General features: G+C 71.4%; 12 protein-coding genes. 8 read left to right on the forward strand and 4 right to left on the reverse strand.

What is annotated here, in order from left to right:
- Positions 1-56: 56 nt before the first annotated feature.
- On the reverse strand, positions 57-1,226 hold the full coding sequence (tuf, locus tag KY5_RS05135) for an elongation factor Tu (protein ID WP_098241080.1): 1,170 nt from the start codon (positions 1,224-1,226) through the stop codon (positions 57-59).
- Positions 1,227-1,578: 352 nt separating this feature from the next.
- Positions 1,579-2,289 carry a DNA alkylation repair protein gene (locus tag KY5_RS05140; RefSeq protein ID WP_098247067.1) on the reverse strand — a complete coding sequence of 237 codons (711 nt, stop codon included), beginning with the start codon at positions 2,287-2,289 and terminating at the stop codon, positions 1,579-1,581.
- Between the two features lie 49 nt (positions 2,290-2,338).
- On the opposite strand from KY5_RS05140, the gene KY5_RS05145 reads away from it, so the two are divergent.
- Entirely contained in the window at positions 2,339-3,043 is a 705-nt protein-coding gene (locus tag KY5_RS05145; protein ID WP_098241081.1) for a TVP38/TMEM64 family protein, read from the forward strand.
- 49 nt (positions 3,044-3,092) lie between these two features.
- Here the strand turns inward: KY5_RS05145 and KY5_RS05150 are convergent, their stop codons facing one another.
- Positions 3,093-4,262, reverse strand: coding sequence for a thiolase family protein (locus KY5_RS05150; RefSeq protein WP_098241082.1), 1,170 nt, complete (start codon positions 4,260-4,262; stop codon positions 3,093-3,095).
- A gap of 116 nt (positions 4,263-4,378) precedes the next feature.
- Between KY5_RS05150 and KY5_RS05155 the strand changes: the two genes are divergently transcribed.
- Positions 4,379-4,840, forward strand: a complete 462-nt coding sequence (locus KY5_RS05155; protein ID WP_098241083.1) for a winged helix-turn-helix transcriptional regulator — start codon at positions 4,379-4,381, stop codon at positions 4,838-4,840.
- A gap of 198 nt (positions 4,841-5,038) precedes the next feature.
- Complete coding sequence (locus KY5_RS05160; RefSeq protein WP_098241084.1) at positions 5,039-5,911, forward strand: undecaprenyl-diphosphate phosphatase; 873 nt, start codon at positions 5,039-5,041, stop codon at positions 5,909-5,911.
- Between the two features lie 216 nt (positions 5,912-6,127).
- Here KY5_RS05160 and KY5_RS05165 read toward each other — a convergent pair whose 3' ends face one another.
- A complete protein-coding gene (locus tag KY5_RS05165; RefSeq protein WP_098241085.1) occupies positions 6,128-7,534 on the reverse strand; it encodes an MFS transporter in 1,407 nt (468 codons plus the stop codon).
- Between the two features lie 154 nt (positions 7,535-7,688).
- On the opposite strand from KY5_RS05165, the gene KY5_RS05170 reads away from it, so the two are divergent.
- From KY5_RS05170 to KY5_RS05190, 5 genes are all read left to right on the forward strand, one after another.
- On the forward strand, positions 7,689-8,561 hold the full coding sequence (locus KY5_RS05170; protein ID WP_098241086.1) for a helix-turn-helix transcriptional regulator: 873 nt from the start codon (positions 7,689-7,691) through the stop codon (positions 8,559-8,561).
- Positions 8,562-8,881: 320 nt separating this feature from the next.
- Positions 8,882-9,985 carry a 3-deoxy-7-phosphoheptulonate synthase gene (locus KY5_RS05175; protein ID WP_199842942.1) on the forward strand — a complete coding sequence of 368 codons (1,104 nt, stop codon included), beginning with the start codon at positions 8,882-8,884 and terminating at the stop codon, positions 9,983-9,985.
- A gap of 53 nt (positions 9,986-10,038) precedes the next feature.
- Entirely contained in the window at positions 10,039-11,409 is a 1,371-nt protein-coding gene (locus KY5_RS05180; RefSeq protein ID WP_098241087.1) for an aldehyde dehydrogenase family protein, read from the forward strand.
- Positions 11,410-11,443: 34 nt separating this feature from the next.
- A complete protein-coding gene (locus KY5_RS05185) occupies positions 11,444-12,793 on the forward strand; it encodes a phenylacetate--CoA ligase family protein (protein WP_098241088.1) in 1,350 nt (449 codons plus the stop codon).
- Positions 12,790-14,529, forward strand: coding sequence for a prenyltransferase/squalene oxidase repeat-containing protein (locus KY5_RS05190; protein WP_098241089.1), 1,740 nt, complete (start codon positions 12,790-12,792; stop codon positions 14,527-14,529). The genes KY5_RS05185 and KY5_RS05190 overlap by 4 nt, the downstream gene beginning before the upstream one ends.
- Positions 14,530-14,540 lie beyond the last annotated feature (11 nt).

Raw genomic sequence — 14,540 nt, forward strand, 5'->3', positions numbered from 1 at the left:
CGGGGCGCGCACTCCTGCGCACCCCCGGTCCCCCGGGCGGGCCGGGCCACGGCCCGTCAGGCGACCTCGGTCACCGTGCCCGCGCCGACGGTCCTGCCGCCCTCGCGGATCGCGAATCCGAGGCCCGTCTCCAACGGCACGTCACGGCCGAGCTCGACCGTCATCGTGACCGTGTCGCCCGGCCTGGCGACCGCCGCGTCGCCGAGGTCGACGTCGCCGACCACGTCCGCGGTGCGGATGTAGAACTGCGGCCGGTAACCCGTGGCCACCGGGGTCCTGCGGCCGCCCTCGCGGGCCGAGAGGACGTACACCTGCGCGGTGAAGCGCCTGCTCGGCGTGATGCTGCCGGGCGCCGCCACGACATGACCGCGTCGTACGGCGTCGCGCGGCAGACCGCGCAGCAGCAGCGCCACGTTGTCCCCCGCCTGCGCCTCCTCCATCGGCTTGCCGAAGGTCTCCAGGCCGGTGACCACCGTCTCGGTGTCGGCGCCGAGCACCTCCACGCGGTCGCCGACGCGCACCGTGCCGCGCTCGACGGCGCCGGTGACGACGGTGCCGCGCCCCGTGATGGTGAGGACGTTCTCGACCGGCAGCAGAAAGGGCGCGTCGAGATACCGCTCGGGCATCGGCACATAGGTGTCGACGGCGTCGAGCAGCGCCTCGACGGCGGCCGTCCACCGCGGGTCGCCCTCCAGGGCCTTGAGCCCGGACACGCGGACGACAGGGACGGAGTCCCCGCCGTACCCGTGCGCGGAGAGCAGGTCGCGGACCTCGAGCTCGACGAGGTCGGTGAGCTCCTCGTCGCCCGCGTCGGCCTTGTTGAGGGCGACGACGATGTGGTCGACGCCGACCTGCCGGGCGAGCAGGACGTGCTCCGCGGTCTGCGGCATGATCCCGTCGAGCGCGGAGACGACGAGGATCGCCCCGTCGAGCTGCGCGGCGCCGGTCACCATGTTCTTGACGTAGTCGGCGTGTCCCGGCATGTCGACGTGCGCGTAGTGACGGGTGTCGGTCTCGTACTCGACGTGCGCGATGTTGATGGTGATGCCGCGCTGCGCCTCCTCCGGGGCCCGGTCGATGCGCTCGAAGGGCACGAAGGTGCCGGTGCCGCGGTCGCTGAGGACCTTGGTGATGGCGGCGGTCAGGGTGGTCTTGCCGTGGTCGACGTGGCCCATGGTGCCGATGTTGAGGTGCGGCTTGGTGCGCACGTATGCCGTCTTGGACATGGCTGTTCCTTCTCCGGAACTCGAAGCTGTTGTCCCTGACCGGCGCTCGGCGCGCGGTCGGGACGGGGACCCCGGGGCCTGACCGACCCTCCCCCTAGGGGGTCCGCCGGAGTGTCCGGGGAGGGTCAGCTTCGGGCGCCGTCGAAGACGTCGGGTGCGAAGGCGTCGGGTGCGAGGACGGCAGCCTTCACAGCGCCCGCGACCGCGGGCGTTGCTGTGAGGAAGGCGTACCGGAACATGGCACTGATCCTCACCGAAGGAAGCGCCCACGTCGAATGGTTTTATCCCGAACGACAGGTTCCGTCCGGCGAGTTGCGCGTGCCGGGCCCACGGGCCGGGCCACGCGCCAGGCTCAGAGGTTCTTCAGCGCCTCACGCACCGACAGCGGCGCGAGCCGGTCCCGCTCCCGCTCGACGAAGGCGCGTACCGCATCCGGATCGGTCTTGGCGTACTCCCGCAGGCACCAGCCGATCGCCTTGCGGATGAAGAAGTCGGGGTGTCCCGCCTGCCGCACGCAGTAGGCGAAGAGGCGCTCGGTGTCCGTCGCCGACTTGTACCGGAGCTGGTGGAGCAGGGCGGTGCGGGCCACCCACAGGTCCTCGTCCTCGATCCACTCGTCCATGGCCGCGCGCAGTGCGGGATCGGCCGCGACCAGCGCGCCGACGACATGTGCGGCGAGCGCGTCGACCGTGTCCCACCAGGAGCGCGTCGTCACGAGGTGCCTGGCCACGGGCAGGAAGCCGGACGAGCAGCGCCGCACATGACGGCGCAGGTAGTCCGCCGCGAAGTAGGCGTACTCGCGCTCGGGCAGCTCCCAGCAGCGTAGGGCGAGCGCCGCGCAGTCCGTCTCGTCGGGGCGCGGCGTCCCCGCGAGTACCGCGCGGGAAAGCTCGCGGCGCACCGGAGAGGCCAGTCCGAGGAAGGGCGCGATGTCCTTCATGTACGCGCGCATCCGCGCGGCCCGCGCCGGATCGGCCGCCGCCGGGTAGGCCACCACGAGCCGTTCGACGACGGTGTCGGCGAGCTCGCTGCGCGGTACGGGCATCGGCACTGTGACGCTCATGAGACGCACCATACGGCGAGCAGACACATGAGCCGGTTACTCTTCCCGGATGCTCGAGACCGTCACCACCCGGCCGCAGGGCCTCGCCGTGCGCTGCACCAGGGCGCTGCTCTCGCCGTGGTCGCGGCTCTCCCTGCTGGTGGTGCTGCTCGCGGCGGCCGGTACGTGCGTGCTGCTCTTCGAACCGCAGCGGCTGCTCTCCGACGGCTGGCCCGCCCAGCTCGGCGGCGCGGCGGCGGTGGCCCTGTTCGCCGTCGCGTACGGAGCCTGCACCGCCGCGTTCGTGCCGCGGCCGCTCCTGAACCTCGCGGCGGGTGCCCTCTTCGGTACGGCGGCCGGGCTGGGCGCGGCGATCGCCGGCACCGTGTTCGGCGCCGGGATCGCCTTCGGCCTCGGCCGGATGCTCGGTCAGGACGCGCTGCGGCCGTTGCTGCGGGGCAAGTGGCTGAAGGCCGCGGACGGCCAGCTCAGCAGCCACGGCTTCCGTTCCATGCTGGCGGTGCGGCTCTTCCCCGGCGTGCCGTTCGCGGCGGCCAACTACTGCGCGGCGGTCTCCCGGATGGGCTGGCTGCCGTTCCTCCTCGCCACGGGCATCGGGTCCGTTCCCAACACGGCGGCGTACGTCGTGGCGGGCGCCCGCGCGTCGACGCCGACGTCGCCCGTCTTCCTGATCGCGATGGGGTTCATCGCGGTGACCGGGCTCGGCGGGGCGGCGGTGGCGTGGTTCAAGCGGCACCATCTGCGCGGCCACTGATCCCGCGCCTGATCCCGCACCTGATCCCGCGCCGCCTTCGCCGGAGCACTCAGAGCGCTTCGAGGACCGTCGCGTTGGCGAGGCCGCCCGCCTCACACATGGTCTGGAGCGCGTAGCGGGCGCCACGGGCGCGCATCGCGTGGACGAGCGTGGTCATCAGACGGGTGCCGCTGGCCCCCAGGGGGTGGCCGAGCGCGATGGCGCCGCCGTGCACGTTGACCTTCTCCGGGTCCGCGCCGGTCTCCCGCAGCCAGGCGAGCACGACGCTGGCGAAGGCTTCGTTGACCTCGAAGAGGTCGATGTCGTCGAGGGTCAGTGAGGCGTTGCGCAGGACCTTCTCGGTGGCGGGCAGGACGCCGGTCAGCATGAGGAGCGGGTCGGATCCGGTGACGGCGAAGCTGTGCAGCCTGGCGAGCGGGCGCAGACCGAGGCGGGCGGCGTTCTCGCTGGTGGTGATGAGGACGGCGGACGCCCCGTCATTGACGGGGCTGCTGTTGCCCGCCGTGACGTTCCATGTGATCTGCGGGAAGCGCTCGCCGAAGGCCGGGTCGTAGTAGGCGGGCTTGAGGCCCGCGAGGACCTCGGGGGTGGTGGCGGGGCGGACGGACTCGTCGCGGGTCAGACCGGCGATCGGCTCGGTCTCGGCGTCGAGGAGACCGGCGTCCCAGGCGCGCGCGGCGCGCTGGTGCGAGGCCGTGGCGAAGGCGTCCATGTGCTCGCGCCCGATGGCCCACTTGGCGGCGATGAGCTCGGCGCTGATGCCCTGCGGGACGAGACCTTCCGGATAGCGCTCGGCGACACCGGGCCCGAACGGATCGGCGCCCGGGGGCACGTTCGACCACATCGGTACGCGGCTCATCGACTCCACCCCGCAGGCCACCACCATGTCGTACGCACCCGATATGACGCCCTGCGCCGCGAAGTGCACGGCCTGCTGCGAGGAGCCGCACTGCCGGTCGACGGTGGTCGCGGGCACGGACTCGGGGAACCCGGCCGAGAGGACGGCGTAGCGGGTGGTGTTCATGGCCTGCTCGGCGACCTGGTCGACGGTGCCGCCGATCACGTCGTCGACGAGGGCGGGGTCGATGCCGCTGCGGCGGACGAGGGCGCGCAGCGTGTGGGCGAGGAGTTCGACGGGGTGCACACCGGCGAGGGCGCCGTTGGGCTTGCCCTTGCCGACGGGTGTGCGTACGGCTTCGACGATGACGGCGTCACGCATGAGCGGTCCTCTTTCGACGACAGGTCCTGCTACCAGTGAGTAGGAAATCCAAACTCACGATAGCCGGGTGAGTTGGAAAATCAAACCCTCTCTCGTCGGCCCCCTAGACTGCCCGCATGAAGGATCCGCGCCCCTGCTCCATCGCCGACGCGCTCGCCCTGGTCGGCGAGAAGTACTCCCTGCTCGTCCTTCGCGAGGTGTGCCTCGGCAACGAACGCTTCGACCAGCTGGCGCGCAACATCGGTGCCCCCCGCGACGTCCTCACGACCCGACTGCGCCGCCTGGTGGAGGCGGGCGTCCTGGAGAAGGTCGCCTACAGCGAGCGCCCGCGGCGCTTCCTGTACCGGCCCACCCCGGCCGGGCTCGAACTGGAGCCGGTCCTGATGACCCTCATGGCCTGGGGCGACCGCCATCTGCGCGGCGACGAGGGACGCCCGATGGTCCTGGAGCACTCCTGCGGCCACGAGCTGGTCCCGGTCGTGACGTGCTCCGCCTGCGGCGACGCGGTCCACCACGACGATCTCGCGGCGCATCCGCAGACGCCCGGCTGGTCGACGACGGGCCCGACGACGCCCTGAACCAGGGCGCCCACACGCCGCGCGGCGGCCCTCCGAGCACCCCGTTCACCCAAGGCGGTTACGCTGCCCCCGACGAGGGGGAGTGATCGCCCCTCGCGCCCCGGCGTTCCCGCCGCAGCACCGCCTCTCGTTGACCGCTATCACCGCACCCGCATCCACTCGCGGCCTGATGATCAGTACTTGGACGGCGCAGTTTTCATGTCTTGGCTTGAATCCTTCATCCTCGGGCTCGTCCAGGGGCTGACCGAGTTCCTCCCGATCTCCTCCAGCGCGCACCTGCGTCTCACCGCGGCGTTCGCGGGCTGGCACGATCCCGGGGCCGCGTTCACGGCGATCACCCAGATCGGCACGGAGGCCGCCGTGCTCATCTACTTCCGCAAGGACATCGCCCGGATCCTGTCGGCGTGGTTCGGCTCGCTCTTCGGCAAGGTGCCGCGCTCCGACCACGACGCGCAGATGGGCTGGCTGGTCATCGTCGGCTCGATCCCGATCGGCGTCCTCGGCGTGACGTTCAAGGACCAGATCGAGGGCCCCTTCCGCGACCTCCGCCTGATCGCCACGACGCTCATCGTGATGGGCATCGTCCTCGGGGTCGCCGACCGCCTCGCGGCCCGCGACGAAACGGGCGGCAAACACCGCGCCGTACGCAGCCGCAAGGACCTCAAGGAACTCGGCGTCAAGGACGGCCTGATCTTCGGCTTCTGCCAGGCGATGGCCCTGATCCCCGGCGTCTCCCGCTCGGGCGCGACGATCAGCGGCGGCCTCCTGATGGGCTACACCCGAGAGTCCGCGGCCCGCTACTCCTTCCTCCTCGCCATCCCGGCCGTCCTGGCCTCCGGCGTCTTCGAGCTCAAGGACGCGGGCGAGGGCCACGTCTCCTGGGGCCCCACGATCTTCGCCACGCTCGTGGCCTTCGCGGTCGGCTACGCGGTCATCGCCTGGTTCATGAAGTTCATTACGACGAAGTCCTTCATGCCGTTCGTCTACTACCGGGTGCTGCTGGGCATTGTGCTGATCGTGCTGGTGGGGATGGGGGTTCTTAGCCCGCACGCGGGCGAGTCGGCGGGGTAGTTCGGGGCCTCACAGGTGGCTACCACTCTGCCCGGCTGGAAAAAGGACGCGCTTGTCGTGCGCCCCGGAGCGTGATTCCGGGTTCTGGTTCGGTGAGGTCGCACATCATGTGACACCGCCATGAACACGCAAAAAGACCCAGCGGCCGGCCGGGGGAGTCCGGCCGCTGGGAGATATCGGCGACGGTGGCCGGGGCGGGCGTCGCCCCGGCCGTTCTCAGCGTCGCGGCAGCAGCGCCCCCGCGCCAAGGGCCATGATCACCAGCAGGCAGGCGGCGGCGAGGAGGCTCTCCCGCATCCCCGTGGTGAAGTCCCCCGCCAGGAGTGCGCCGAAGGCGGCGATGCTCACCGCTCCGCCCGTCTGGCGACTGGTGTTGAGCAGGGCCGCCGCCGTGCCCGCCCGCTCGGCGGCGACGCTGTCGAGCATCAGGGAGGTCAGCGCGGGCATGGCGAGGGAGCCGCCGATGCCCAGCGGGATCATCAGCAAGGCGGTCACCCACGGGGGCGTACCGGGGTCGACGGGGAGCAGTACGGCGCAGCCCAGCGCGACGATCAGCAGTCCTGCGATGACCACAGGACGCCGTCCGAAGCGGGTGACCGCCCGCGGCGAAAGGTAGTTGACGTTGGCGGTGATCAGCGCCATCGGCACGAACATCAGCCCGGCCGAGAGCGCCGACTGGCCCCGCTGCTCCTGGAAGAAGAGGCTCAGCACGAACACCCCTCCGTAAAAGGCCGCGTTGAGGGCGAAGCCCGAGATGACCGGCACGGTGACGCCGCGCAGCCGGAACAGCTCAAGCGGCAGCATCGGGTTGCGCCGCCGTGCCTCGACGGCCACGAATCCGGCCGCGGACAACACCGCGAGCACGGTCGCGGCGAGGACGGTGCCGGTGAACCCGTCGTGCCCGCCCTCGATCACGGCGAAGGTCAGCGCGGCCAATGTCAGTACGGCCGTCAGCTGCCCCGGCAGGTCGAACGCGACGGCATGGCGCGGGGAGCGCTTCGCCCGCATCAGGGCCACGAACCCGACGACCCCGGTGGGCAGGTTGAGGCAGAACACGGCGCGCCAACTCCACTCCGTGGTGAGCAGCCCGCCAAGGACGGGCCCCGCGGCAATGGCCACCGCGCCGCCGACCGTCCACAGGGCGATGCCGCGCGCCCGCTCCTCCGGGTCGGAGAACGCCTGCCTGATCAGCGCGAGCGATGAGGGCACCATCACCGCCGCCGCGGCCCCCTGCACCACGCGGGCCGCGATCAACACCCCGAGCGTCGGCGCCGCCCCGCAGGCCAGCGAGGCGAGAGTGAAGACTCCGAGCCCCCAGCCGTACGCGCGCCGCGCGCCCACGCCGTCCGAGAACGCACCCGCGGAGAGCATCAGCGCCGCGAACATCAGCGTATAGCTGTCAACGACCCATTGGAGACCGGACATTGAGCCGCCGAGGTCGTCCCGCATGGCGGGCAGCGCGACGTTGACGCCGGAGACATCGATCGTGATCACGAAGAAGCCGAGAACGGAGGCAACCAGAGCCGCGCGGGCGGAACCCGGCTGTCCCGGCTGTCCCGGATCGTCCCCGGTGGGGGCGCCCGCCCCGGCCGCCGTGCCTGCGCCGGACTGTGTCGTACTCATGGTGCACTGCTCCTCACCGCGCTGTCGCTGTGGATACGGCAAGCAGCGTGCCCTGCGCGTGCGCCCTTCTGGCAGGCCGAGATATGAGGGGGAGCACGGTGCCTGGCCCTGATACGGCCCCCCTGTGCGCGACATTCTTTGCGAGAATGAACGGATGACCGAAGGTACGGAACTGGGTCGCTTCCTCCGCGCCCGCCGCGGGCAGCTCCGCCCGCAGGACGTGGGCCTGCGGGCAGGCACGGGCGTCCGCCGCACTCCGGGGCTGCGCCGCGAGGAGCTGGCGACCCTCGCGGGGGTCAGCGTCGACTACTACACCCGCCTTGAGCGCGGCCGCGAGACGCGTCCTTCCCCCGCCGTCGTCGCCGCGCTCGGCGAGTCACTCCAGCTCTCCGACGACGCGCTGCACCGGCTGCACGAGCTGGTGGCGCTCGCCGCGGGCCAGCCACCGGCGCCGTCCCCAGGACCGGCGCGCCAGGTGCGCGATTCGGTGCGCGTCCTGCTGGAGACGGTGCGCCCCGCACCCGCCTACGTCGTCAGCCGCACCAACGACCTGCTGGCCGCCAACCGGCCGGGGCTGCGGCTCTTCTCCGGCATCACGGACTGGCCGTGGGAGCGCCGCAACATCACGCGCTACATGTTCCTGCACCCGATGGGCCGCAAGCTGTACAGGGACTGGGAGGAGATGGCGGCGCACAGCGCGGGCCATCTGCGCGCGGTGGCGGGCGCCGACCCGGACATGCCGGAGCTGGCCCAGCTCGTCGGTGAACTCGTGGTGAAGAGCCCGGAGTTCGCCCGGCTGTGGGAGCGGTACGACGTACAGGAGCGCGGCGGCGGCGAGAAGCACTTCCAGCACCCGGAGGTCGGCTCCATCCGCCTCTCCTTCGAGGTGATGATGATCTCCCGTACGGACGGCCAGCGCCTGGTCACCTACCAGGCTCCGCCCGGCACCCCGGACCACGACGCGATGCTGCTCCTCGACATGGCGAGCCCCTCTGAGGCGACGCTCCCCGAGGAGGCCGAACGGTAGGAAGCGCGACCGCCCGTACGCCCATAAGCCCGTACGCTCAGGAGGATTTCCTCCTGAGCGTACGGGCCATTTCTTTTGCGCGACAGATGTGACGGAGTCCAGGGCCCCTCCTTCCCCCGCCTGAATATCGAATACCCGTGTGCAGCTATGTGCACAACAGCTTGCTGCACGCGGCTCGGGTAGCGGGCCAACTCGCCGATGGGGCACGGTAATCAGCGTGCTTGCCGGACGATTATGCCGGGGCATCCCGAATGATTCGCTGCCGACGCACAAATGTTGCGCTGAGTAGAACGAATTGAGGAATGATGCAGAGTCTTGACATGCTGGCCGAGGACAGGCCCGATTCCGTGGTCGCGCTTTCACCGGGTGACATCGGTGGCCAATACCGTACGCACTCGGCACCCACCCCCCACGGGCTCATGAGCGAGCTGCCGCTGACCGAGGCCGCGGCCCGTTCGGTGGGCGAAGGACGACTGATGACCCGCCGCGTCCTGAGCGGTACCGACGACCGCCTGCTTGCCGTGGTCGGGCCGTGCTCGATCCACGACGTGAACGCCGGTCTGGCGTACGCGAAATCGCTGGGTGAACTGGCCGCCGACCTCGCCGACGACCTGGCGGTCGTCATGCGGGTGTACGTCGAGAAGCCCCGTACCACAGTCGGTTGGACCGGGCTGCTCACCGACCCGGCCCTCGACGGCAGCCTGGATGTCAACCACGGGCTGCGCACGGCACGGACGTTGATGCTGGAGATCGCCGAACTGGGGCTGCCCATCGCGACGGAGTGGCTGAGCCCGTCGGCTCCGGTGTACCTGGCCGACCTGATCTCCTGGGGAGCCATCGGCGCGCGGACCGTGGAGAGCCAGGTGCACCGGCAACTGGCGAGCGGCCTCCCCATGCCCGTGGGCATGAAGAACGGCAGCACCGGCTCCGTGAGCGTGGCCGTCGACGCCATCCGGTCCGCGGCCGCGCCGCACGCCTACCTCGGCGTCGACCGGGACGGCAGGGCGGTCACGCTGCGCACGAGCGGGAACCCCGACTGCCACGTGGTGCTCCGGGGCGGTTCCGGGCGGCCCAACTACCACCCCGAGAACGTGCGCGAGGCGGCCCGGCTCCTGGCGGCGGCCGCGCTGCCGACCGGCGTGGTCATCGACGCGAGCCACGGCAACAGCGGCAAGGACCACGAGCGACAGGCCGTGGTGGCGCGGGAGATCGGGGCACAGGTCGCGGCCGGGAACACGGACATCCGCGGCGTCATGCTGGAGGGCTTCCTGATCCCGGGGCGCCAGGACCTCGGCCCCGAAGAGCCCGTGTTCGGCCAGAGCGTCACCGATGCCTGCATGGGCTGGGACGCCACCGCGGACGTGCTGCGCGACCTCGCGGCCGCGACCCGTCAGCGCCGCGCCGTGACGGCATCGGCACGCTGACCCCGTCATCACCCTTCGCCCCGCGACTCGCCGCAAGGAACAGGAGAGCGAGCATGCTGGACATTCCCGCGCTGGGCCCGACCGGGCCCTATCGGACGCGGAACCGCACCACCGTGCCGGACGCTTCGGGCAGCCCGGCCCTCGAACTGGCATCAGTGCCCGGCCTGGTCGTCTCCCACTGGATCGCTCAACTGCGCGGCAGCTCGCCCCTGCCCGTCGCCGACACGGCGGAGGTGCTCAAGAAGGCGGCCGACGTCTTCGAGACCCAGCAGATCCTGGGAGACGATCTGGCAGCCCACGAGCGGCGCACGGCCGCGCTGACGGGGACTCCTGTCGCGGTCGTGCGCGAGTGCGACCGGCTCATCACGGCGACCCTGCGCGACGTGGGACGGGCGCCGTCGGCGGCACGGCCCACGGGCTGCGCCCCGATCGGCACCCCCGTGCCCGGCGCGCCGTCGGCGGGCGCCGCGTGGCGCCGCACCGGAGACGTCTTCGCCGTACACACGGCGGGCAATAGCCCGGGGGTGCACGCCATGTGGCTGGAGGCCCTCGCGCTCGGCTACCGGGTCGTCGTCCGCCCCTCCACCCGGGACCCGCTCACCCCCTTCCGCCTGGTCACCGCGCTGCACGAGGCGGGAGTTCCCTCGACGCAGCTGGTCGTGGCGCCCTGCGACCATGCGACGGCGGACCTGATCATCGAGCGCTCGGACCGTGCCCTGGTGTACGGCGGCCAGGACGTCGTGGACAAGTACCGCAACCGCGCCGACGTCCGGCTGCAGGGCCCCGGCCGCTCGAAACTGGTCGTGGCCGCCGACGCGGACCGGGACGCCGGGCTCGGCCTTGCACGGATGGGCGCGCTCTATCACGCGGGGACCGCGTGCACCGCGACCACCGGCGTCCTCGTCGAACACGACCCGACAGGATTCGCCGGTGAACTGGCCGCCGCGCTGCACCAGGTGGAGGCACCGGCCGGGCCGCTGGACGACACGGCCCTCCTGCCGTGCCTGCCCGAGGCCGCCGCGGAACGTCTCGCGGCTGCGGTCCTGAACGGGACGAAGGACGCGGTCGTGCACCTGGCCCCGCGGGTCGAACGCCTCGGTGGTGCGGGTTCCCTGGCGACCGTGACGCCCGCGGTCGTGGAGCTGGAGTCCCCGAAGAACCCGTTGCTTTCGTACGAGGTGCCCTTCCCGTGCGTATGGGTCGCCCCCTTCGACCGGGGTGCCATGGACGTCCTCGACGACTCCTTGGTCCTCTCGCTGCACACCGATGACACGGCCCTCGTCTCCGAGGCCACGGAGCTCACGGCGGTCTCCAACGTGTACCGGAGCAGGCCGACCTCCTGGGTCCATCCGGACGTGCCGCACGACGGGTTCCTCGGCGAGTTCCTGATGCGGGCCAAGGGTCTTGCCCACGGCGCCCTGTGAGTAGCGGGACCGTACTCAACGCAAGGAGTGGCAAGTGAAGATCAACTCCAAGAGTGACCTCGAGTTCATGGAACGGATACAGCGGGAAGTGACCGCTCACCGCGGCGCGGCCTGTTCCGACGAGACCTCTTACACCGTGGACGACGCGTGGAACGACACGTCGAAGCTGGCCGAGGTGTGGCACCGCGCGGGGCAGACGTCGGCCTACGCCTCGCTCGGCACGTTCTCGACGCAGGCGTTCCAGGACCTGCCCGCGACGTCCAAGGACGACCTCAAGGCCCGGCCCCTCGACTTCCTGCGGGTGCCGGTCGACGCGGGTCTGAAGTACTACCAGACGACAGGGACGACGGGGGCCCCCACGCCCACGCCGCGCACGGCCCAGGACATGATCGCCAACACCGTGTCCGTCGCCGAGGCATGGCGCCCGATGCTCGCTGACGGCGGACACCGCGCGCTGATCCTGCTGCCATCGGACATCGTGCCGGTGGCCGACCTGATGGTCGGCGTCTGCGAGTTCCTGGGAGTACCGCACGCCAAGGCATACCCGTACACCACCGGGATCTCCGACTGGGACCGCATCATCGGCCTGTGGGAGGTGTTCCGGCCGACCGTCCTCTTCGTCGCGCCCGGTGTGCTCCTCGAATTCTCCCAGGTCATGAAGAGGCGCGGCCTCCTCGACCGGCTGAGCCAGTCCGTCGAACTCCTCATGCTGCTCGGCGAGGTGAGCACCCCCGAACTGCGCGCCATGGCCGGGCAGTGGTGGAACGCGCGCGCCTACGACGCGAGTTACGGCAGTACGGAGAGCGGCACCCTGGCCGCGTGCTGCGCGCAGGACAGGCTGCACCTGCTGCGCGGAGCCAACTACTTCGAGATCGCGAACGACGACGGCATCGTGCCCGCGGAGCCGGGGCGCGACGGCAGGCTCGTCGTCACCCCGCTCAACAACGACGCCCGCCCTCTGCTCCGTCTCGACATGGGCGACGAGGTGTCCCTGACGGACGGCTGTCCCTGCGGCGACAAAGCCCCGGTGGTGACGGTCCACGGCCGGGGAAGCGACGGAACCGAGATCAAGGGCAGCCGTGTGCGCACCCGCGACCTCGAAGGCGTCGTCTACGCGAACAGTGACGTCATGGGCTACCTGATCGAGGTCGACCAGGGCGGCACCTGGGCCAGGCTGCTCCTCGAACGGGACCCGAGCACCGACCGGGAGGCCGAGCCCGCGAAGAACGACCTCGTCCAGCGGCGCACGGGCGAACGGCTCGGCTTCCGCTGGGACGAGGTCCGTTTCGTCAACCGGCTGCCGGTGACGACGAAGAGCGGCGGCTCCCAGAAGAGCTGGAAGCGCTCCAACTTCCGCGTCGTCGACGAGGTGGTGCCCGCATGACGTACGACATGCGGCAGGGCTCGTCCGGTGTCGTATCCGGCGATTCCGACCTGTGGTGCACCTACGCGGCCGTGCGGACCCTCAGCTGGCTCGAGCGCACCGGTGACCTGCCATCCCCCGAGACCGTCGGCGGCTTCCTCGCCTCCCGCCAGAACTCCGACGGCGGTTACGCGTGGTCGGCGGGCATGAGCTCCGACGCCTGGGCCACGTACTACTGCACGCAGGCGATGGCCGATCTGCCGGACGGCAGCCGCGGCGCGGTCGGCAGTCCGAGTTCCGCCTGGGTGTGGGGAACCGCGCACGAGGACGGCGGGTTCGCGATGATGCCCGGTCAGTCGTCGGACGTGTGGGCCACCTACTACGCCGTACGCACCCTGGTGGAGATCTGTGGTGAGCGGCCCCCTGAGGCGCTGTTCGACTGGCTGGCGGCGCTGCAGGCCGAGGACGGCGGTCTGGCCTGGAGCCCGGCCCACGCGAAGGACGGCGCCTCCGACGCTCGGGCCTGCTACTACGCCATCACCGCCTGGAGCACGGCCACCGGTGGGCAGGGTCCGCTGCCGTGGGACCGCGAGCGGCTCACGGGCTGGCTCAGGGACCGGCAGAGCGCGGCCGGTGGTTTCACCTTCCAGGCGGGCGACGGGACGGACTGCCTGTGGGCGACGTTCCGGGCCGTCAGCGCGTTGCGGCGCCTGGACGAGAACCCGCGGGACGCCGAGGGCTGCGTCGCCTGGATCCGGGACCGGCTCCTTCCCGGCGGGTCGTTCACCCGGTGGCCCGGCTACCCCGTGCCGGACGTGTGGGCCGCGTTCTGCGGGGTGGGCGCACTGCGGGAGTTGGGCGCGGGCCTGGCGGACATCGCCGACCCGGTGGTCGAAGCGGTGTTGTCCTTCCGCACCGGCCAGGGCGGATTCACCTACCGCACGCCCGGCCTCGCGTCGGACGTGCTCACCACCTCCGCCCACCTGCTGGCCGGGCACTTCTCGGGCGGCGGGGAACGCGACGCCCTGCGGTGGGTGGAGGGGTGCGTGATGCCGAACGAGCACGGCGTCATGTATATGCCCGGTCGGGGCAGTGAGGTGCGGTGCACGCTCTGGGCCCTGTCGGCGGGGGCGTTCCAGGACGACGCACAGGGCCGCGCCAGGATCGCGGACTGGCTCGCCTCCTCCATCCAGAACCCCGACGGCGGCTTCGGCTACTGGGAGGGCCGCGCGTCGGACATGGTGTCGACGAGCGCGGCCGCTGAGATCCTCCACCGGACCGGCGGGAGCCCCGCCGCCGCCTCCCTGCGGGGCATCGCCGCGTACGTGGCCACCTGCGAGACGGCGCCAGGGCAGTACGCCAACGTGCCCGGCGGCAGGCCCACGCTGCGCGCCACCCTGCAGGCGCTCAGGGCGCTGCACCGGTCCGACGGGTCCGACGGGTCCGACGGCGCCCGCGTCGGCGACGTGCTCGCCCGGCACCGGGTCCGCGGCGGGGGATTCGCGAACGAGGGCAACCGCGTCCCCGACCTCCTGAGCACCTACGAAGCCGTGGTGGCGGCGGACACCTTCGGCCTCGAATGGGACACCGGCCACCTCACGAAGTTCCTGGACAGCGTGCGCACCGCGGACGCCGGGTTCGCCTGGACCCCCCTCATGGCCACGAGCGGCGGGCCGCTCGCCGACTGTCTGGGGCGGCGCCTTGAGCTGCGCCTCTCGCCCGCTCAGCACGCGCTGCCGCCGCTGGCCCTCTCCTGAAAGACACGCAC

This window comes from Streptomyces formicae (assembly GCF_002556545.1).
Taxonomy (GTDB): Bacteria; Actinomycetota; Actinomycetes; order Streptomycetales; family Streptomycetaceae; genus Streptomyces; species Streptomyces formicae_A.

Bases quoted from the DNA above. Each gene is read 5' to 3' on its own strand.
- tuf (WP_098241080.1), bottom strand. From the start codon at position 1,226: ATGTCCAAGACGGCATACGTGCGCACCAAGCCGCACCTCAACATCGGC.
- KY5_RS05140 (WP_098247067.1), bottom strand. From the start codon at position 2,289: ATGAGCGTCACAGTGCCGATGCCCGTACCGCGCAGCGAGCTCGCCGAC.
- KY5_RS05145 (WP_098241081.1), top strand. From the start codon at position 2,339: ATGCTCGAGACCGTCACCACCCGGCCGCAGGGCCTCGCCGTGCGCTGC.
- KY5_RS05150 (WP_098241082.1), bottom strand. From the start codon at position 4,262: ATGCGTGACGCCGTCATCGTCGAAGCCGTACGCACACCCGTCGGCAAG.
- KY5_RS05155 (WP_098241083.1), top strand. From the start codon at position 4,379: ATGAAGGATCCGCGCCCCTGCTCCATCGCCGACGCGCTCGCCCTGGTC.
- KY5_RS05160 (WP_098241084.1), top strand. From the start codon at position 5,039: ATGTCTTGGCTTGAATCCTTCATCCTCGGGCTCGTCCAGGGGCTGACC.
- KY5_RS05165 (WP_098241085.1), bottom strand. From the start codon at position 7,534: ATGAGTACGACACAGTCCGGCGCAGGCACGGCGGCCGGGGCGGGCGCC.
- KY5_RS05170 (WP_098241086.1), top strand. From the start codon at position 7,689: ATGACCGAAGGTACGGAACTGGGTCGCTTCCTCCGCGCCCGCCGCGGG.
- KY5_RS05175 (WP_199842942.1), top strand. From the start codon at position 8,882: ATGCTGGCCGAGGACAGGCCCGATTCCGTGGTCGCGCTTTCACCGGGT.
- KY5_RS05180 (WP_098241087.1), top strand. From the start codon at position 10,039: ATGCTGGACATTCCCGCGCTGGGCCCGACCGGGCCCTATCGGACGCGG.
- KY5_RS05190 (WP_098241089.1), top strand. From the start codon at position 12,790: ATGACGTACGACATGCGGCAGGGCTCGTCCGGTGTCGTATCCGGCGAT.